The organism is Blochmannia endosymbiont of Camponotus sp. C-003 (assembly GCF_023585685.1).
In the GTDB taxonomy this organism is placed as follows: Bacteria; Pseudomonadota; Gammaproteobacteria; order Enterobacterales; family Enterobacteriaceae; genus Blochmanniella.
Genome location: NZ_CP097764.1, coordinates 690,726 through 712,208 on the forward strand (window position 1 = coordinate 690,726; position 21,483 = coordinate 712,208).

The following is a 21,483-nucleotide window of genomic DNA, read 5'->3' on the forward strand; positions in this document are numbered from 1 at the left end:
CTGAAGAATGAGTATATCGTTAAATCAATACCGTATTCACACTATGGTTACCCATTTTGTAAGCTATATAAAATCCGCACCAATAATTTAATAAACTGAAATCTTGCTTATGTTCTATGATCTTGTAATAAACTAAATTTATAATCTAAATGTTAAATATTAAAAATATACAGTATAATGATGCAATTCACCTATTATTTTATTTCAAATAAACAGATTTTATTAAACAAATTTAACAATAAAATTGATCGTCTTTATTCAAAAAAAAATAACAATTATTACCACAATAACGAGAAACAAATAATAACAAAATTAATTTACAATCATAATCAGTAATTGAGAAGAAATAACATTATTTCAAAAATATTATTGCCAAATATCGTCATATATGATACATAAAACATAACTCAGTTACATCATATAACTGAATCGAATGTATGGTTATATAACATAAAAAGTATCTACTAAAAATTTTAAACACAAAATAAAGTGCTTTAATATTTTTCTAATATCAACAAGTTACACATTTCTACTCTTAACGCATGATTGAAACCAATTTTGGCATAAAACAAATACAAAACCCCAAAAATAATATTCACACATAATATTCTTAACTCTTATGCTTATAAGAACATAAAAATTAATTTCTTTAAAAAATTATTGTTAATTTTTAATACAATATGTAATAGGATGGTCATTTGAAGGTTAGCTGTAATTATACGATATGCAACTAAGTGTATATATACGCAACAGTGTTTCACTGTACACTAAAAATATTATTATATTATTTAATTTTAAAAATAGAAGATCTTCTATAGAATTAACACAATAATAGACTTGCATCTATATTGTTATATATAGCCGGAAATACATAGTTATTTTAAAAATAAAAAAATTATTTTTTAACATTATTATGCAACGTTGCAAATATTTCAGTTCTACTTGAATCTAATAAACAATATGTAATTTCCATATACTTTACAATTGATTCAAAAATCGTTTTATTTATACAGGTGTTTTAATTAGGTTGTTATTTCATTCATTAAATCATACGAGGAAAAAAATATGAACGGAGCTCAGTGGACCATAAAAGCACTGAGAGACAAAGGTGTAGAAGTTATTTTTGGTTATCCAGGTGGAGCAATTATGCCGATATATGATGCATTATTTGGTTCTGAATTAGAGCATTTATTATGTCGACATGAACAAGGAGCAATCATGTCTGCTATAGGATATGCTCGAGCTACTGGAAAAATTGGTGTATGTTTTGCGACTTCTGGCCCAGGAGCTACTAATCTCATCACTGGATTAGCGGATGCATTATTAGACTCCATCCCTATAGTAGCTATTACTGGACAAGTAGGATTAGAATTTATTGGTACTGATGCTTTTCAAGAAATAGATGTACTAGGTTTATCTCTAGCTTGCACTAAACATAGCTTTTTAGTTTATTCATTAAAAATGTTACCTAATATTATTGATGAAGCATTTTTTATTGCTGCTGAAGGAAGACCAGGTCCAGTGTTGATAGATATACCAAAAGACATTCAATTATCCACTGGAAAATTAATATCAAACTACTGTATTAATAAAAAATATATGTGTAGTATTGCAAATGATATAGAAAAAGCTCGGGTGCTAATGCTAGAAGCATACCAACCAATCCTTTATGTAGGAGGAGGGGTAGGTATGGCTGGAGCAGTCACTTCACTACGTACATTTATTTCTAAAACAAAAATACCTACTGTAGTAACATTAAAAGGACTAGGTGCACCGGATTATACAGAAGACTGTTATTTAGGAATGTTAGGAATGCATGGAAATCAAGCAGCTAACTTAGCAGTACAACAATCTGATTTATTAATTGCAATAGGAGCTCGATTTGACGATAGAGTAACTGGCCGATTACATAATTTTGCTCCGCAAGCAAAAGTAATTCATTTAGATATTGATCCTTCAGAATTTAGTAAGCTGCGATTGGCGCATGTTTCATTATCCGGAAACTTAAATGATCTATTATCTGCATTAACACAATCCTTGTCTATTAGTCCATGGAGAAAAAAAGTAAAATCTTTAAAAATGAAGTACCGTTGGTCTTATCAACCACCGGATGATAAAATTTATGCACCAACCTTGTTGAGAACAATCAGTGAAAATGCTCCTTACGATACTGTAGTAACCACAGATGTTGGGCAACATCAAATGTGGGCTGCTCAACATATGCAATTTAGTCGTCCGGAGAATTTTATTACTTCTGGAGGTCTTGGAACTATGGGATTTGGCACACCAGCAGCCATTGGAGCTCAAATTGGACGACCCAATCATATGGTGATCTGTATTTCTGGTGATGGATCATTTATGATGAACATACAAGAACTCGCCACTATTAAACGCAAAAATTTACCTATTAAAATTGTTTTATTAGATAATCAACGTTTAGGAATGGTGCGTCAATGGCAACAATTATTTTTCAACAAACGTTACAGCGAAACTACGTTAACAGATAATCCCAACTTTCTTGTTTTAGCTAAAGCATTTGATATTCATGGGATATGTATTACTCGTACATCTCAAATTTTAGATGCGATCAATATGTTATTTACATACACAGGACCTTTTTTACTACATGTATTAATTAATGAATACGAAAACGTTTGGCCATTAGTGCCACCTGGCGCTTCAAATGATGCTATGTTGGAGCAGTAATATGACACATTATTCGTTATTGATAAAAGCCAGATTTTGCCCAGAGGTACTTGAACGTATTCTTCGAGTCATTCGTCATCGTGGATTTGAATTACATACATTAAATATGCTGTCATATAGTAAGTTCAGCAAAAAAAAAATAAACATTTTATTAACTGTTTCCAGCAAAAAAGCAATATATTTATTATCTACGCAACTAAATAAATTAATGGATATATATTATATTAAAATTGAATGAATTAAAAAACCATAATTTAAATTTCATACTTTATTCAACTATATTACCGCGGAAGATATCAGATGAATACATCAAATTTTATTTGGTTTAATGGAGAAATCGTACCATGGCAGGAAGCTAAAGTACATGTAATGTCTCATGCTTTGCACTATGGATCATCAGTATTTGAAGGTATGAGATGTTATAATTCACATAAAGGTCCCGTTATATTTCGTCATCGCGAACACATACAAAGATTGTATAATTCCTCAAAAATTTATCAGATACCTATTTCTTGGAGTATTGATGATTTAATGCAAGCCTGTAGAATTATTATTCGAAAAAATAATTTAATTAATGCATATATCTGTCCTGTAGTATTTATTGGAAATGTAGGCATGAAAATTAATCCGGATCCCGGATTTACCGCCGACATTGCTATAGCAGCTTTTTCTTGGTTACCTTATTTGGGAGAAAACTCTTTGAAAGAAGGAATTGACGTTATGGTATCTTCTTGGAATAGGGTTCCAGCAAATACTCTTCCAAGCACAGCAAAAGCTGGTGGAAATTACTTATCATCTATGTTAATTAGTAATGAAGCTCATCGAAATGGTTATCAAGAAGGAATAGGCTTAGATATATACGGTTATATTTCAGAAGGTTCCGGTGAAAATTTATTTGAAGTTAAAAATAATGTTATTTTAACACCACCATGTGCTTCTTCTATATTACCCGGAATTACACGCGATGCTATCATTAAATTAGCAGTAAATATTGATTTAGAAGTACAAGAACAAATATTGCCCCGTGAATCTCTATATATAGCCGATGAAGTATTTATGTCTGATACTGCTGTCGAAATAACTCCAATACGTAGTGTAGATGGAATTAAAATAGGTACTGGTGCGTGTGGACCCATTACTAAAAAATTACACAACTTATTTTTTAATTTATTTACCGGAATCACTAAAGATCAATGGAATTGGTTAGATCCAATTAACTAACAATACTAAATTAGTGTAAATATTAGTGCTTAAAATAATCAATATTCAATAACATCATCATAATAGGATAACTTGGAGTTGAAATATGCCTGAATATCGCTCCTCTACTACTACGCGCGGTCGTAAAATGGCTGGCGCTCGAGCATTATGGCGTGCCACGGGCATGACTACTGAAGACTTTGGTAAAATGATTATCGCCGTGGTTAATTCTTTTACTCAATTTGTTCCTGGTCATATACATTTACGAAACGTAGGAGCATTAGTGTCTGAACAAATTAATATTCATGGAGGAGTTGCAAAAGAATTTAATACGATCGCAATAGATGATGGAATTGCTATGGGCCATAGCGGCATGCTATATTCTTTACCATCTAGAGATCTTATTGCTGATTCTGTGGAATATATGATTAACGCCCATTGTGTTGATGCTATGGTATGTATTTCTAATTGCGATAAAATAACACCTGGAATGTTAATGGCAGCACTGCGTTTAAATATCCCAACTATCTTTGTATCCGGTGGACCAATGGAATCTGGTACAATAACTTTATCTAATCAAAATGTTAAGTTAAATTTAATTAATGCAATCACTTGTTCCGCAGATCCTAACATTTCTGATACTGATCAGCAAAAAATTGAATCCGAAGCATGTCCTACATGCGGATCCTGTTCAGGGATGTTCACTGCTAACTCCATGAATTGCTTAACAGAGGCATTGGGGTTAGCACAACCAGGTAACGGATCGTTGTTGGCTACCCACTCTGATCGTAAAAAATTATTTTTAAATGCTGGAAAATATATTGTTCACCTAGCTAAATCTTATTATGAAGAGAATGATTATTCTGTTTTACCGCGCAATATAGCTAATAAATCTTCTTTTGAAAATGCAATGATGTTAGACATTGCAATGGGTGGTTCTACTAATACTGTATTACACCTACTTGCAGCTGCTCAAGAAGGAGAAATAGATTTTACTATGGCAGATATTGACAAATTATCTCGAAAAGTACCACATTTATGCAAAGTAGCCCCAAATACTCAACAATATCACATGGAAGATTTTCATCGAGCTGGAGGAGTAATGGGTGTACTTGGCGAACTACATCGTTGTAATTTATTACATCAAGATACACGCACCATATTGAATAAATCTTTATTAGAGACGTTATTAAATTATGATATTGTTTCGTGTAATAATTTGGAATCAAAAAATATGTATGCTGCGGCACCGGCAGGAAAACGTAGCATACAAGCTTTCACTCAAAAAAAATAGATGGATTTCGTTAGATTTGGATCGTTGCTCTGGATGTATTCGTTCTCGTGAGTATGCTTACAGTCAAGATGGAGGTTTAGCAGTATTATATGGTAATCTTGCTGCAGATGGGTGTCTTGTAAAAACAGCTGGAGTTCATACAAACCTTAAAAAATTTAGTGGACCAGCTAAAGTTTACGAGAGTCAAGAAGAATCTGTTCGAGCAATTTTAACAGGAAATATACATTCTGGTGATATTATTGTAATTCGATATGAAGGACCAAAAGGTGGACCAGGTATGCAAGAAATGCTATATCCAACATCCTTTCTTAAATCTATGGGTTTAGATATGTGTTGCGCTTTAATTACAGACGGTAGGTTTTCAGGAGGAACATCAGGACTATCCATTGGCCATATATCTCCAGAAGCAGCTAATAAAGGATTAATTGGATTAGTACACAACGGGGACATAATTAGTATCAATATCAACATGCGCAGCATCACCTTGGAAGTCTCTGAAGATATACTAAAAATACGACATGCAACGGAAATTGCTCGAGGAACTAAAGCATGGACCCCAATCAACAGAAATAGAAACATATCTACTTCTTTAAGAGCATACGCCCACTTAGTAACAAGCGCAGATAAAGGCGCGGTTCGTGACAAATCTAAATTATTAGGATAACATCCTGAATGAAAAAATTTTATTCTTTTTCTCATGCACCATGTCCTGCAGAATATCTGCGCACTGCTTTGCGTTCCCATGTATACGAAGTAGCTCAAATAACTCCATTGCAAATTATGAATAAATTGTCAGAACGTCTTGAAAATACAGTGTTAGTTAAACGAGAAGATAGACAGCCGGTACATAGCTTTAAACTACGTGGAGCTTATGCTATGATATCGAGTCTTAATGAAACACAAAAATCTTCTGGAGTTATTACCGCGTTAGCAGGTAATCACGCTCAGGGGGTAGCTTTTTCTTTTTACTCATCTAGGTATTACATCTGTGATTGTGATGCCTATAAATACTGCTGACATAAAAATAGATGCGGTACGTGATTTTGGAGGAAAACCGTTATTATGTGGAGCTAATTTTGATGAGGCTAAAATTAAAGCTATGTATTTAGCTGATAAACATCAATTAACTTTTATTCCTCCATTCGATCATCCAACGGTAATCGCAGGACAAGGAACATTAGCGATGAAATTGTTGCAGCAAGATGCTCATTTAGATCGTATTTTTGTTCCAGTAGGAGGAGGGGGATTAGCTGCAGGTGTGTCTGTATTAATTAAACATCTTATGCCTCAAATAAAAGTTATAGGAGTTGAATCAGCAGAATCGGCTTCTTTATGCGCCGCATTATCAGTTGGTATGCCAGTATGGTTGCATAAAGTGGGTCTATTTGCTGAAGGAGTAGCTGTACGATGCGTTGGCAACGAAACATTTCGTTTATGCCAGGAATACCTAGACGATGTAATTACAGTAGATAATGATGCAATTTGTGCTGCAATAAAAGATTTATTCGAAGATGTACGTGCTATTGCTGAACCCTCAGGTGCTTTAGCGTTAGCTGGAATGAAGAAGTATATTCAAAAACATTCAATCCGCGGTGAAAGATTAGCTCATGTTCTTTCGGGTGCCAATATAAATTTTCATGAACTACGTTATATTTCAGAACGTTGTGAATTAGGAGAACAACGAGAAGCATTAATGGCGATTACTATCCCAGAAAAAAAAGGTAGTTTTTTGGAATTCTATAAAATATTAGGAAACAGATCAGTAACGGAATGTAATTATCGATTCAATGGATCTAAAAACGTTTGTGTTTTTATTGGTATACGTTTAAAACAAGGGCATTCCGAAAGAAAAACGATAGTACAAGAAATACTTTCTAATGGTTTTCACGTGGTAGATTTATCTGATAACGAAATGGCTAAATTGCATGTTAAATACATGGTAGGAACACGTTTATTTCAACCTTTACAGGAGCGAATTTTTAGTTTTGAGTTCCCAGAAGCTCCGGGAGCGTTATTGAAATTTCTTCATACTTTAGGTGCTAATTGGAACATTTCTTTATTTCATTATAGAAATCATGGCACTGATTACGGACGTGTTTTAGCCGGATTTGAACTATCCAATCAAAAAGAACCAGAATTTAAAGAATATCTATCTAAATTAGGATACGAATGGCACGATGTTACAACTAATCCAGTATTTAAAGTATTTTTAAATTAATAAAACATTGCGATAAAAATCATCAAATTATTTTAACATTATTTAAAGAGACATTTTATGAATAAAAATTATTTTAATACATTAACTTTTATGCAAAAATTAAAACATTTGAAAAAATGCCGATTTATGAGTAACAATGAATTTTCCAATGGAATTCAATCTTTATTATCTAAAAAAGTAGCCATAATAGGCTGTGGTTCTCAAGGTTTGAATCAAGGTTTAAATATGAGAGACTCAGGTATAAACGTTGTATACGCTTTACGTCGTGAATCTATTATTAATAAAAAAGAATCTTGGGAAAAAGCGACACGAAACGGATTTTCTGTAGGAACTTATGACGAAATTATTCCCAAATCAGATGTAATTATTAATTTAACTCCAGATAAATATCACACATCAGTGATACAAGAAATAGAACCCTTAATGAAACATGGAGCTACATTAGGGTATTCACATGGATTTCATATTGTAGAAGTTGGAGAAAAAATTCGTCAAGATATTACAGTTATAATGGTCGCTCCAAAATGCCCTGGTACAGAGGTTCGTCAAGAATATCAAAGAGGATTTGGAGTACCTGCTTTAATTGCTGTACATGAAGAAAACAATGCATATGATATGGGCATGACGTTAGCAAAATCTTGGGCATTTGCACTTGGTAGTCATCGAGCTGGGGTATTAGAATCTTCGTTTATAGCAGAAGTGAAATCAGATCTTATGGGAGAACAAACTGTTTTGTGTGGAATGTTACAAGCCGGATCTATTCTTTGTTTTGATTACATGATTAATAATGGTGTTGATGCTGCATACGCAGGAAAATTTATTCAATGCGGATGGGAAGTCATAACTGAAGCATTAAAACAAGGAGGCATTACATTAATGATGGATCGATTATCTAATTCCGCTAAAATACGTGCTTTTATATTATCTGAAAAACTAAAAAATATATTAAAACCAATTTTCGAACAACATATGGAAAATATACTTAATGGAATATTTTCTAAAGAAATGATGTTAGATTGGGAAAATAACGATTCTAAATTACTTAATTGGAGAAAACAAACCAGTCAACTTCCATTAGAACAAGCTCCAAACTATCAACAAAAAATTCAGGAACAAACGTATTTTGATTATGGAGTATTAATGGTAGCTATAATCAAATCAGGTGTAGAGCTATCTTTTGACACGATGATAAAATCTGGAATAGCACCAGAATCAGCCTATTATGAATCATTACATGAATTACCATTAATCGCAAATACTATAGCTCGTAAAAAATTATATGAAATGAATATGGTAATTTCTGACACCGCAGAATACGGTAATTATTTATTTTGCGACACAGTAGTACCTTTGTTAAAAAAGACTATAATACCTAATTTAATACGAGGTGATTTAGGTATGTCATCCGAAAATATTAATGTTGATAACATTGTTTTACGCAACACCAATAACATGATTAGAAATCACAAAATAGAAAAAATTGGAACTCAACTAAGAAGCTATATGCAAAACATAAAAAGTCTATCATTTAATTAATAGTTAAAAAATAAACTTTCCATAATTATAACGACAGTATTGCAATGAAAGATTATTACATTAACTTCTGAATAAACATGAATTCTTTTTGAATAAAAAACAATGAAATCATTTTGTATAACTACTGATACAAATGAACTTTAAATGTTCAACAACATATATAACAACAAATACACTCACAATAATTATTGTAAAATCATCATAAAATAAATTGTAAGGAGGATAAATGAATCAAATTATCGTACAACTGACCGATTCTAATTTTAAAGAAACAGTGTTAAACTCTACTAATAATCAAAAAAATAATCTTTTTTTAATTGATTTTTGGGCCAACTGGTGTAATCCCTGTAAAGCAATGATACCCATTTTAGAAGATATTGCTGTTGAATTTAGTGACATACTAAAAGTAGCAAAATTAAATATAGATGAAAACCCAATAACTACTAAACACTACGGAATTAAGAGTATCCCAACTTTATTATTAATTCGTCATGGAACAGTGTTATCCACTCAAGTAGGGTTGCTGTCTAAACAAAAATTACAAGAATTTTTGAAGATATATACAAACACAGATACTGGTTTAAAACATTCATAATTTTTGAAATTATTTTATATGTTAGTAGACGTTTCTTTGAGATTACAGTAGAATGATAGCTCACGTGTATATGATTAATCATAAATATTTAAATTTATAATGGAATCTAAACGTATTGCTACTATTACATGGTGGCAATACAGGTAACACAATTTAATTTGCACAATTAATTATAACCATAGTTTCAATATGATTGAAAAGATTACCGATAAATTTTTGTAAATCTATTTTCTGTAATAATCCGATAGTAAATATAACACTTGACGTGTGTTCGTGCTCGATATTGCGAGCTTAGAATAAGCAATTCCAATATGGGTTATAAAGGAAATTATTACATTATGTTGCATGTATACTTTATATCTGTAATACCAACAGTATTATATAACTCCAATTTAAGAATCCATAATGATGAATCTTACGAAATTAAAAAACATACCAGTTTCTGAATTAGTACATCTCGGAGAAGGTATGGGTCTAGAAAATTTAGCACGTATGCGTAAGCAAGATATTATTTTTGCTATTTTTAAACAACATTCTAAAACTGGAGAAGACATTTTTGGAGATGGCGTATTAGAAATATTACAAGACGGTTTTGGATTTCTTAGATCAAGCGATAGTTCTTATCTTGCTGGACCAGATGATATTTACGTGTCTCCCAGCCAGATTCGTCGTTTTAATTTACGCACTGGAGATACTATTTCTGGAAAAATTAGACCCCCAAAAGAAGGAGAACGTTATTTTGCATTACTCAAAGTCAATGATGTAAATTATGATAAACCAGAAAACGCTCGTAATAAAATTTTATTTGAAAACCTTACTCCACTACATGCCAATTCACGATTACGTATGGAACGAGGAAATGGCTCTACAGAAGACCTAACCGCAAGGGTATTGGACCTAGCATCACCGATTGGGCGCGGGCAACGCGGTTTAATTGTAGCACCCCCTAAGGCTGGAAAAACTATACTTCTTCAAAATATTGCACAAAGTATTAGTCATAATCATCCAGACTGTGTATTGATAGTACTTCTAATAGACGAGCGTCCAGAAGAAGTTACTGAAATGCAACGCTTGGTACACGGGGAAGTAATCGCATCTACTTTCGATGAACCAGCTTCTCGTCATGTTCAAGTATCCGAAATGGTAATTGAGAAAGCTAAGCGATTAGTGGAGCATAAAAAAGATGTTATTATTTTGTTAGATTCTATTACTCGATTAGCGAGAGCTTATAATACTATAGTACCTTCATCCGGAAAAGTGTTGACAGGAGGAGTTGATGCCAATGCTTTACATCGTCCAAAACGCTTTTTTGGCGCTGCTCGTAATATGGAAGAAGGAGGCAGCTTGACTATTATAGCCACTGCTTTGATAGATACTGGATCAAAAATGGATGAAGTAATTTATGAAGAATTTAAAGGCACTGGTAATATGGAACTACATTTGTCAAGGAAGATAGCTGAGAAACGTGTTTTCCCAGCTATTGATTACAATCGTTCTGGAACTAGGAAAGAAGAACTATTAACCACTCAAGATGAACTTCAAAAAATATGGATTTTAAGAAAAATTATTCATCCAATGAGTGAAATTGATGCCATGGAATTTATGATGAATAAATTATCTATGACTAAAACCAATGATGAATTCTTTGATATGATGAAACGCTGTTAACTTATTACGATAATTATTATTTACTATATTAAACACATATTGTAAAACAGACTATTTACTATTTTTTTATGTCCACGATTTGTCAGATTTTTACATAAAAATTTATTTTAATGATTATTTGTATAAAATTTTGATTATTCTATGCAATAGAATATTGTTGCTCCATGTATATTCTTTACAATAATTTATTTTCATGAATTAAATGATGCGGTAGAATCAATAATTATACAGCTATATATTTCTCATATCTTCATGTATCAGTAATAAATTTAATTAATTATTTTAGTATATATGTATATTACACAAATATCGATATGTGATAAAATATGCGTACACTGATATTGAAGATATATATTTACACATTGTATCCTTTCGTCTACTATATAGATTTATGTATACAGCAATGTATACAAATATTTTAAAAATACATTATAACTATAAAACATTCTGTAATTTTCATAGATTTCTTTCTACGTGTTGTTTGTAATAAAATTCAATGAGCAGTATATATGTAGGAAAAATTATTAGCACAAATTGATCGATTCATATTCTTATTAATATAAATCTGAATATCTACTCATGTAGATTTAGGCGTTCGTAGCTCAACTGGATAGAGCATCGCCCTCCGGAGGCGAAGGTTTCAGGTTCAAATCCTGTCGGACGCATTGATTGATTCAAATTTTTATGAAAAATTGAAGTTGATCTATGGTGATTGTAGCTCAGTTGGTAGAGCTCTGGATTGTGGTTCCAGAAGTCGTGGGTTCGAATCCCATCAATCACCCCATTAAAAATAAATGAAATACAGCGAAGGTGGCGGAATAGGAAGACGCACTAACTTCAGGAGTTAGTGTCTTATCAAGACATGAGGGTTCAAATCCCTTCCTTCGCAGCAGGATAACTGCAATCATATTATCAATGTAATATGATGTGATGTATTATTTATTAGTATTTTAATATTCTTCAATAAAGAACATATAATACAAAAATCACATGAAAGTTTAATAAACTATCGGCGAGTAGCGCAGCTTGGTAGCGCTCCTGGTTTGGGACCAGGAGGTCGGAGGTTCAAATCCTCTCTCGCCGACTCTTATAAACCTTACAATGATGAGAATCATTGTACGTTTTTATTGCATTTTTTTAATTTTTAAAAATTTTACATGCCTATGTTCATAAAATGATTGTTAAATACAAATTAGAAACATAAAATTACGAATGTTTAATCAAAACATGAACTAATGCTTCATTGTTTGCTGACTGCGCTATGATGATATCTGTCCAACCCAAACGTCTAGCTAATTTAGCTAGACGTAAACTTACCACGATTAATTTACATCGTAGTAACCAAGATGTGCGATAGAATTCAGGAATTAAGTAATACAGTTGTTGTAGTATTTCTCCAGAAGTAACTACTACTATTTTAATATTTAATTCTAACAACTTAGATGATTGTTTTTCCCCGTCATACTGCAATGGCAGTCTACTATAACATTCACAGGATGCAACAAATACTCCTCTTCTTTGAAGGGTATAGTCTAAAATAGTACGTCCATTATTACCTCTCAAAATAAGAGCACGTTTTCCATAACTATACATTAATTCAGGTAATCGTAATAAATTTTCACTAGTTTCCTGATATTTAGGATATTTCACCAATATCCCTGATAACTTGTGCATCATTATACTAGTCGCTTGACCAATAGAATAATATGATAATTTAGTAGGCCAAGATATTCCTACATCAAGTAACTGATTGTGAGCATATTTAATTGCATTCTGTGATACAATACATAACAAATCTCCTTCAGAAAGTAGATTTAACTGATATTCTAATGACGACAATGTTTTTCCTGCAGAAAAAAAAATTAATGGTAAATGATACGCAAATTTACCAAAATAAAGTAATTTCTTCACCAATTGCTCTCCATGTGGAGAAGGACGAGTAATTAAAATATTCATAGTTTTTGTCAACTACATTAAATTTTATTTGACACACAATTACATCAAATCAAATCAAATCAAATCAAATCAAATCAAAAACATATTATTGTTTAAATTTAATTAATAAATCTTCAGCAAGAAGAAAACCTAATTTTTCTGCTTGATCCAAAGGTGCTCTTCCTTCGGTACGAATAATTTTACTACCATCAGGTAACCCGATAAGTGCTCGTAACCACACTTGATCCTCTTTAATTTCAGCATAACTAGCAATTGGTAAGTGACAATAACTTTCTAAATAAGTAGTAACCGCGCGCTCTGCTCTAACGCACAATGAAGTTTCTCGATGATATAATGGAGATAATAAGGATACAATATCAATATCATCTGAACGACATTCAATAGCTATGACACCTTGTCCCATTGCTGGTAATAAATCAGACGGATCAAAATAAACGCGAATATACTCATGTAAGTGTAACCGTTTTAATCCAGCTACAGCTAAAACTATTGCATCATACTGTCCGTATTGTAATTTTTTTAATCTAGTATCTATATTACCTCTCAAATTACCGATGACCAGATCTGGGCGTTGCGCTCGTATTTGACATTGTCTACGTAAACTTGATGTACCTATTGTGCTGCCAATAGGCAATGTATCCATATTAGGGTATTTTACGCTAACAAAAGCATCACGTGGATCATTGCGTTTACACAGAACTGGAAGAGTTAATTCATTTGGCACAGGCACCGTAATATCTTTCATAGAATGGACAGCAATGTCAGCGCGAAAGTTTATTAAAGCGTATTCTAATTCTTTAATAAATGCGCCTTTTTTAATTTTATTTTTTGAATCAATATTTAAAAATTTATCTCCTGTTGTAATAATAGGCATTAATTCTATGTGTAATGTTGGATGATAACGTTTTAATTCGTCATAAACATATTGAGCTTGAGAAATAGCAAGTCGACTTTTTCGTGTAGCAATTTTTAAAATTTTACTTTTCATTAATATAATTATGTTAAAATATATAAATCTAATCTTCAATTAATATAAATATTTTTACATATGCAATTTTATTATAAGAAATAACATTTATTAAAAATTCGTAAAACAAATAAATAATTTGATTAATTCAATCAGTTTTACTTTTTTTGTAATCAATTATTAAAATAAATCGTTAAGTTCAGATTGCTAATCTTGTACACATCATAATTTTTTGATATTTGAAAGATTAATATTCCAATAAATAGTTATTCGATGAGTTATGTAAGAAGTTCTTTCCAGATGTTATTACTTATAATTATTTTAATAATACCACATTCAATACTTTTAATTTTATATTATTTTTTGTCAATATTAAAAATAAAGAATTCTGCATAAAATAGTTTGATCATTATTAATGAATAAATTAATTCCATTTATTTAAATTCAATACTTCGATTATTGATAAAAATAAAAAAATACTATTTGTGACATAACACAGATTTAAAAATTTTTAGTTATTTAAAATACTATCAATTTTATTATAATAGTGTCAAAAAAAATACTTTTAACAAAAACTGTACTCTTAAAAAATGATGTTTTTATTTTAGATAAAAATACATCTTTATAGATCATTCCAACATAATCATATTTATAATGATTCAAAAATTAATTATAATTTAAATATGTTAATCATTTGTAAAATTTATAAAATTAAAATAGATAACAAAAGATAGATATTATGAAAATAATATTATTTCTTGAAATTTACATAAGATATTTTCTAAACAGAACGAGCTATATTCTTTTTATACATGATTATATATTATGTAACCATATTTATTCATTCTATTTTACAATGTAACCAACAATATTTTCATTTTTTTTGAAGAGATTGCATAAATACAATAAAATCAAACAATAATTGAATACAATAAAATATTAAAAAATTTTCAAAAATTAGTGAGTGATGCACATTTAAATTTTTAATATCATGTGGAGGGAATATGCGATTTACCAAAATGAATGGATTGGGCAATGATTTTGTCATCATAGATGCTATCACACAAAATATACATCTTACTGCTGAAAATATCAAACATTTAGCAAATCGATGTTATGGAATTGGATTTGATCAATTATTAATAGTAGAGCCTCCCTATGATCCAACAATAGATTTTCATTGTAGAATTTATAATGCGGATGGAACAGAAGCAAACCAATGTGGTAACGGTATGCGTTGTTTTTCACAATTTGTCTACTACAAAAAATTAACTAATAAAAAACAAAATATTCATATTAGCACTCGCACCAATCACATCATTTCATCCATCATGAATGAAAATCACGTATCTATCAATATGGGCTCACCTATTTTTGATCCGACACTTATTCCATTTTATACGTCACAATATCAAAAAATTTATATTTTATTCTTACCTACAGAAATCATACTATGTGGAATGGTATCCATGGGTAATCCTCATTGTATTATTTTAGTAGAATCAATAAAAACTATCCAAGTTACTTCATTAGGATCAGCATTAGAAAATCATCACTGTTTTCCAGAACGAGTTAACGTAAGTTTTATGCAAATAATCAATCGTAATAACATTCAATTACGAGTATATGAACGCGGCGTAGGAGAAACTCAGTCTTGTGGAACTGCCGCCTGCGCGGCAGTTGCCGTAGGTATTCAACAAGGGTTATTATATGAATCAGTAAACGTAAACTTGCCCGGAGGTACTATATCAATAAATTGGAAAGGAGCAAGTAATGCATTGTACATGATTGGATCAACGTCTTATGTATATGATGGGCACATTAATTTACAAAACATACAATAAACCTGCGACAAATATTATTTTTCAACGCACATATTTTTATATTTAAAATTTAATTAATACCTAATTTTATGTGTATGATGATCGTATATATACATCTTTCATTGACGAAAGATATAACGATTCTAATTTAACAACATTAAAGGTACAACTTATGCATTTTTACCGTACATTACAACCTTTTCATGCTATAACTCTAGATTTAGATAACACATTATACGATAATTATCCAATAATAAATCAAGCTGAAGAAAAATCACTATTGTTTTTACAACAATATCATCCCGCATTATCTAAAATACAAAAAAAGGATTATTATCAAGCACGTAAAACACTTCGACTTACGGAACCAGATATTTACCATGATGTAAATTATTGGCGTTGGAAATCTTTAAAAATAATTTTACTACAATCAGGTTTAACTAAACATGAAGCACAATTAGGAGCTGATTATACTATGGAAATTATTATACATTGGCGCAACAAAATCAGTATCTCTTTTAGTACACATGATGTATTATCAGCATTAAGTTCTAAATGGCCATTAATTGCAATCACTAATGGTAATGCAAATCCTGTTTTTTGTGGATTACAAAAATATTTTCAAGATGTATTACGCGCTGGAATTCATGGCCGCGCTAAACCTTATACAGATATGTATTATTTGGCTTCTAAGCGTTTTGGAATATCCTGTAAAAATATTTTACACGTAGGAGATGACTTAAATACAGATATAAAAGGAGCTATGCATGCTGGGATGCAGTCTTGTTGGATTAGTCAATACAATTTAAATCATTTTTTTTCAATTGATACAACATTGTTACCACATTTGAAAATTTCAAAATTAGCATCATTAACATATTTATTATAATGTTCATAGTTGTATTGAATTCACATATTCATAAACGATTATTTACCATGCGTGTAATATTTTAATTAATATTTATAATCTTCTTGATCAACTAAATAATAGATAGCAAGAAACAGTAACTTCTAATAATTTTAAAAATATATTGGTGTTATCTAAAATAGTAACGGACCACTCGAATATTAATAATAATCGTACTCCTTAGTTACAATTAGTAAAAAAACATATACCATAATTAATAATGGCAATGATTTTTATGAATACACAATCGTATCACTGCATACGTATTTTGGTATTCAAAAAAAACAAATAATTTGTGGACTAATACTTTTGTGGATTGTCACATAGATAACTACGTACTCGTTTACATATGATGTAAATTTATTACCAAAAATTTTCAAATTCTTGATAAGAACTACCAATATTCAACTTTTTAAAAAACTAATACGCACGTTTACTTAAATTAAATAAAAAATAAATGCAGCACATGCAATCTATGTGTTCTATCAATACAAAGAAAGATAAGATTGGGATAATCTAAGTACAACATTAATAGAAATTCAACATAAATATCATAGCTCCGAACTTAGAATCTTGACTACACAATATATAATCTATGCCGGATTAGTAGATTTTCATAAATTATTCATATATATATTATTTTAAAATTATCCAGATGTTTTACATTATCAAAAACAATTGTTAATATTTTGGTTGGTAGATGAATTTCAAAATATTAATACACCTCAATATGATAAATTTACACCTGTTATCAGGGATAATAACAATTTTAATGGTTGTTGGGATGATGATTGTTTATTTATAGTTGAAAAGGAACATAATTAAAAAATTTTTTAAAGATTTTTAGAGGATTTTGAAGATATAAAATTAGAACAAAACTACCGATCTACTGATAATATCTGAAGAACTACAGATATTCCCATTTTTTAAAACGACATACGTTTTAAAAAAAATTTATAAACACGTAAAAGATTTTTATCGTTCTGATAACGTAATAGAAGAAGTTATATTCATAGAAAATAACTTAATCAATTAAAAAAGAAAAATGAAATAGTTCACTAAATGCGCATATTGTTTTATATTGAAATAATTTTAAAATCTTTTTTATAAAAAAATTTTTTATTAAAAATAATGTATCTCACCAAATATACAGAGGGACAGGATTTTTTGAACACAAAGAAATTAAAGATATTATCATAGCTTATTAAAATTTATTGTTCACGAAATAGTAACACTGATTACATACGAAGTATGCACACCTAATAGAAGAATTAGTCAACATACTGTAGAAATTATTTAATAAATAATATCCGCTCATTTAAGTCACTTAAGCTTGTGGAAAGCAGCTTATTTATTTCAAACAAAAATTTTTTAAAGGAAGATCTGCTATTGCCTTTAAAATAATTTATTATGTTGATAGATTCTTTAAGAAGTCAAATACCCACCAATTATACCTTTTCATGAACAAATTGTTGTATTGTTAGACAAATTGGATTATGGGATATGTATAAAAATACATCAACACCAGCATATTATGAAAATATACAAATGTTGAAGAGTTGATAGCAATGAATGAACAATACAAACATTCTATCAGAATTAACAATAAATACGCATCCGTTACAACAATTTTTATCGTATATTTATTTTTATAATAATTTGAATAAAATTCATCTAACACTTATCCAGATGCAGTACAACACATGATGCTACATCCTTCAAAAGGATTAGAATTTTCCCAAGTATTCATTATAGGCTTGATTTTCCAAATTATTATTTCTTTAACTAACAAGGATTTATTAAAAGAAAACCATAGATTCATTTATATTTGACATCACACGTTCTTACATAAATTAACAATTAGTTTATGCTGAAACTCGTTATATTTACAGAAAAAGGTCATTCAATCACTATCTGGATTTTGTTAAAATAAATTACCAATAGGACTTTTTAAAAGTATGTTGACATCATTCATCAGGAGCGCAGCCCTGTTATTGGTAGGGGCTTGTATTGCTATTTTATTAAATTTTCAGAGAGTTATTACTCTAATCCTCATTAAGATTATTATATAATTCAAACATATCTATATTGAGATAGAAAATGTTTATAAATATTTGACAACCTTTTCATTCTAGGCGTAACATGCCCGCTCTAATCTGAAGATTAGACTTATAATATCTCAGTAAATAACATCCACAGATATATTTAAATATATTATCATAATTGAATTATATTTATTAAATAAATAAAAAACCTTACGAATTATTTACACGTTACAGATATTTAATACCTCATGGCGACTATTTATAACTGTTCTTTTGTGTTATGTAATGCATATTATCGACATTATGTGACAAAAAATAGTTATTGGGTTATCTAATTTTAGTTATTGTGATCATAGCGTATGACTAATTGTATTCTTTAAGGAAACAATAATATATGTTTAATATATTTCAATTAAAAAATAATCATTTATTTCGTATTAATGAAAAAGATAAAACATCATTATTAAATAATATTATTTGGATTGATATAATAGATTCACATGACGATAACCATAATTATATGCCAAATATATTACTTCACCAAAAAATAAAATTTTTTAAACTGAAAGATATCAACAAAACTGAACGTTTTTTTAAAGATAAAAATGGATTACACATTCATTCTTTTTTCCTTACATATAACAACCAAAAACAAATGGATAACTCTAGTGTGTTCTTTACCATTCACAATGGATGTCTATATACCTCACGTAAAAAAGAATTTCCGGTATTTTATATGTACCAAAAACATTTACATAATCATTTGTTGATTAATGGAAATGCTTATGAATTATTATTAAATTTATTTGAGGTAAAACTTGATGATCTAGCAAATAAAATAGAACATATTTATTCCACTTTAGAAACATTGAGTTCTGTCATTATGAACGGTCAACAAATCGAAGAATACGATCATGCACTTTCTGATTTAGCTATATTGGAAAATATAGGTTGGAAAATCCGTGTTAACTTGTTAGATACTGAAAGAGGAATAAAATTTTTAATACGTAAAGTAAAATTATCTGTAGTACAACAACAATATGCTAATAATATTTTAAGTGAAATTACATCGCTATTACCTCATAATGAATATGTATTTCATCAAGTAAGCTCTTTAACTCAATCAGCAATGGGATTTATTAATATCGAACAAAATAGAATTATAAAAATTTTTTCAGTTATTTTTTTACCCCCAACTTTGATAGCATCTAGTTACGGCATGAATTTTAAATTCATGCCAGAATTACAATGGTCATTTGGTTATCCTAGCGCCATTATTTTAATGATTCTATCAGGACTTGCTCCATACATCTATTTCAAATATAAAAATTGGCTATAAATATTAATAATATGATGATTGGTATCAATATACATAATGTTCATTATAAACAATACTAATGTGATTAAGCTGAAATACTTTAACATCGCATTCTGAATGTATCTTTACAACGTAAAGATACAATAAAAACTCGATATTTTTAAATATGTATATTAATTATCATCAGTTAATAAACTTGTAAAATATTTTCAAAAATAATTATTTATTTTACAATTAAAAATTTTCATATTTAATTATTTTTAAAAAAAAATTCGTTTAACAAAATTATCATTCAAAATAATATCTATAATGTATTAACTTTTAATTGATATAATGTGAAATCACATTGATGTATAATATCAGTTATTGCTACATTTCAGTAAAACAAACGAGGTAACTAATGTTTCGCGTCGTTGTGTCTGATTTAGATGGTACCCTGCTGACGCCGGACCACCGATTAACATCTTTTACTAAAAAGATTCTAAAATTGTTAACTGCTCGTAATATTCATTTTGTTTTTGCTACTGGTCGACATCACACGAATGTCATGCAAATACGTGATAATTTGAAAATTAATTCTTATATGATCACTTCCAATGGAGCTAAAATACATAATGCCAACGGAAAATTAATTGCTTCTTATGATTTACCTACAGAAATTACAGCTGATTTATTACGTATAGTACACCATGATTCTCAAATTATTACTAATATTTTTTATAATGATAAATGGTTGATCAATCGATCAAAACCACATCAAAGTTGTTTTTATAACGGATATGCATCTGATTATCACATATATCAGAAAGATACATCACCCTTGCATGGTATCTATAAAGTATATTTCACAAGTAATAATTACAAACGATTGCTATCTTTAGAAAAAAAATTACATGCACGATGGAATCATCGAATCAATATTAGTTTTTCACTCCCTACATGTCTTGAAGTGATGCCAGAAGGGGTTTCTAAGGGACAGGCTTTAGAGAAGGTAGTTAAATTATTAGGATATCAACTAAAAGATTGCATTTCATTTGGAGATGGCATGAATGATCGAGAAATGTTAGAAATGACAGGAAAAGGATGTATAATGAGCAACGCACAACAAAGACTAAAAGACGCCCTTCCTTCCCTAGAGATCATTGGAAGCAATAAGGATGATGCAGTACCTCATTATTTACAATATATTTATTGCCAATAAATAATCCATTTCTTCATTAACGAGTAATATTAAACCATAATATTTTTCA

At 29.9% G+C, this 21,483-nt stretch carries 13 protein-coding genes, 4 tRNA genes and 2 pseudogenes; 17 read left to right on the forward strand and 2 right to left on the reverse strand.

Annotated elements, in window-relative coordinates; translation table 11 throughout:
• Positions 1 to 1,065: 1,065 nt before the first annotated feature.
• The 12 genes and pseudogenes from ilvG (at position 1,066) to M9397_RS02965 (ending at position 12,301) form a co-directional block, all read left to right on the forward strand.
• Positions 1,066 to 2,706, forward strand: a complete 1,641-nt coding sequence (gene ilvG, locus M9397_RS02910) for an acetolactate synthase 2 catalytic subunit (RefSeq protein ID WP_250259680.1) — start codon at positions 1,066 to 1,068, stop codon at positions 2,704 to 2,706.
• A 1-nt stretch (position 2,707) separates the two neighbouring features.
• Complete coding sequence (ilvM, locus tag M9397_RS02915; RefSeq protein ID WP_250226887.1) at positions 2,708 to 2,944, forward strand: acetolactate synthase 2 small subunit; 237 nt, start codon at positions 2,708 to 2,710, stop codon at positions 2,942 to 2,944.
• Between the two features lie 62 nt (positions 2,945 to 3,006).
• Positions 3,007 to 3,927 (forward strand): branched-chain amino acid transaminase, encoded by a 921-nt coding sequence (locus M9397_RS02920; RefSeq protein WP_250259682.1) that lies wholly within the window; start codon positions 3,007 to 3,009, stop codon positions 3,925 to 3,927.
• A gap of 85 nt (positions 3,928 to 4,012) precedes the next feature.
• Positions 4,013 to 5,864, forward strand: a pseudogene (gene ilvD, locus M9397_RS02925) (dihydroxy-acid dehydratase).
• 8 nt (positions 5,865 to 5,872) lie between these two features.
• Positions 5,873 to 7,418: pseudogene (gene ilvA / locus M9397_RS02930) on the forward strand (threonine ammonia-lyase, biosynthetic).
• Positions 7,419 to 7,475: 57 nt separating this feature from the next.
• Positions 7,476 to 8,954 carry a ketol-acid reductoisomerase gene (gene ilvC / locus M9397_RS02935; protein ID WP_250259683.1) on the forward strand — a complete coding sequence of 493 codons (1,479 nt, stop codon included), beginning with the start codon at positions 7,476 to 7,478 and terminating at the stop codon, positions 8,952 to 8,954.
• Between the two features lie 226 nt (positions 8,955 to 9,180).
• Positions 9,181 to 9,549, forward strand: coding sequence for a thioredoxin (gene trxA / locus M9397_RS02940; protein WP_250226892.1), 369 nt, complete (start codon positions 9,181 to 9,183; stop codon positions 9,547 to 9,549).
• Between the two features lie 408 nt (positions 9,550 to 9,957).
• Positions 9,958 to 11,217 carry a transcription termination factor Rho gene (gene rho / locus M9397_RS02945; protein ID WP_250227212.1) on the forward strand — a complete coding sequence of 420 codons (1,260 nt, stop codon included), beginning with the start codon at positions 9,958 to 9,960 and terminating at the stop codon, positions 11,215 to 11,217.
• A 591-nt stretch (positions 11,218 to 11,808) separates the two neighbouring features.
• Positions 11,809 to 11,882: transfer RNA gene (locus tag M9397_RS02950), tRNA-Arg, on the forward strand.
• 43 nt (positions 11,883 to 11,925) lie between these two features.
• Positions 11,926 to 12,001 (forward strand) — tRNA-His (locus M9397_RS02955).
• Between the two features lie 20 nt (positions 12,002 to 12,021).
• Positions 12,022 to 12,106 (forward strand) — tRNA-Leu (locus tag M9397_RS02960).
• A 121-nt stretch (positions 12,107 to 12,227) separates the two neighbouring features.
• A tRNA-Pro gene (locus M9397_RS02965) sits at positions 12,228 to 12,301 on the forward strand.
• Between the two features lie 122 nt (positions 12,302 to 12,423).
• On the opposite strand, the gene hemD is transcribed toward M9397_RS02965, so the two are convergent.
• The gene (gene hemD, locus M9397_RS02970) at positions 12,424 to 13,173 is read right to left on the reverse strand and encodes a uroporphyrinogen-III synthase (RefSeq protein ID WP_250259685.1); all 750 of its coding nucleotides are present in this window, start codon (positions 13,171 to 13,173) and stop codon (positions 12,424 to 12,426) included.
• Positions 13,174 to 13,258: 85 nt separating this feature from the next.
• Positions 13,259 to 14,161, reverse strand: coding sequence for a hydroxymethylbilane synthase (gene hemC / locus M9397_RS02975; RefSeq protein WP_250226894.1), 903 nt, complete (start codon positions 14,159 to 14,161; stop codon positions 13,259 to 13,261).
• A gap of 983 nt (positions 14,162 to 15,144) precedes the next feature.
• On the opposite strand from hemC, the gene dapF reads away from it, so the two are divergent.
• The 5 genes from dapF to yigL all read left to right on the forward strand — a co-directional run bounded on the left by dapF (position 15,145) and on the right by yigL (position 21,434).
• Positions 15,145 to 15,984: a diaminopimelate epimerase gene (dapF, locus tag M9397_RS02980; RefSeq protein WP_250226895.1), complete on the forward strand. Its 840-nt coding sequence runs from the start codon at positions 15,145 to 15,147 to the stop codon at positions 15,982 to 15,984.
• 151 nt (positions 15,985 to 16,135) lie between these two features.
• Positions 16,136 to 16,852, forward strand: a complete 717-nt coding sequence (yigB, locus tag M9397_RS02985; protein WP_250259687.1) for a 5-amino-6-(5-phospho-D-ribitylamino)uracil phosphatase YigB — start codon at positions 16,136 to 16,138, stop codon at positions 16,850 to 16,852.
• 1,724 nt (positions 16,853 to 18,576) lie between these two features.
• Positions 18,577 to 18,702, forward strand: a complete 126-nt coding sequence (locus M9397_RS03335) for a hypothetical protein (RefSeq protein ID WP_420022200.1) — start codon at positions 18,577 to 18,579, stop codon at positions 18,700 to 18,702.
• 607 nt (positions 18,703 to 19,309) lie between these two features.
• Complete coding sequence (corA, locus tag M9397_RS02995) at positions 19,310 to 20,254, forward strand: magnesium/cobalt transporter CorA (RefSeq protein ID WP_250226897.1); 945 nt, start codon at positions 19,310 to 19,312, stop codon at positions 20,252 to 20,254.
• A 379-nt stretch (positions 20,255 to 20,633) separates the two neighbouring features.
• Positions 20,634 to 21,434, forward strand: coding sequence for a sugar/pyridoxal phosphate phosphatase YigL (yigL, locus tag M9397_RS03000; protein ID WP_250226898.1), 801 nt, complete (start codon positions 20,634 to 20,636; stop codon positions 21,432 to 21,434).
• The last annotated feature ends 49 nt before the right edge of the window (positions 21,435 to 21,483 follow it).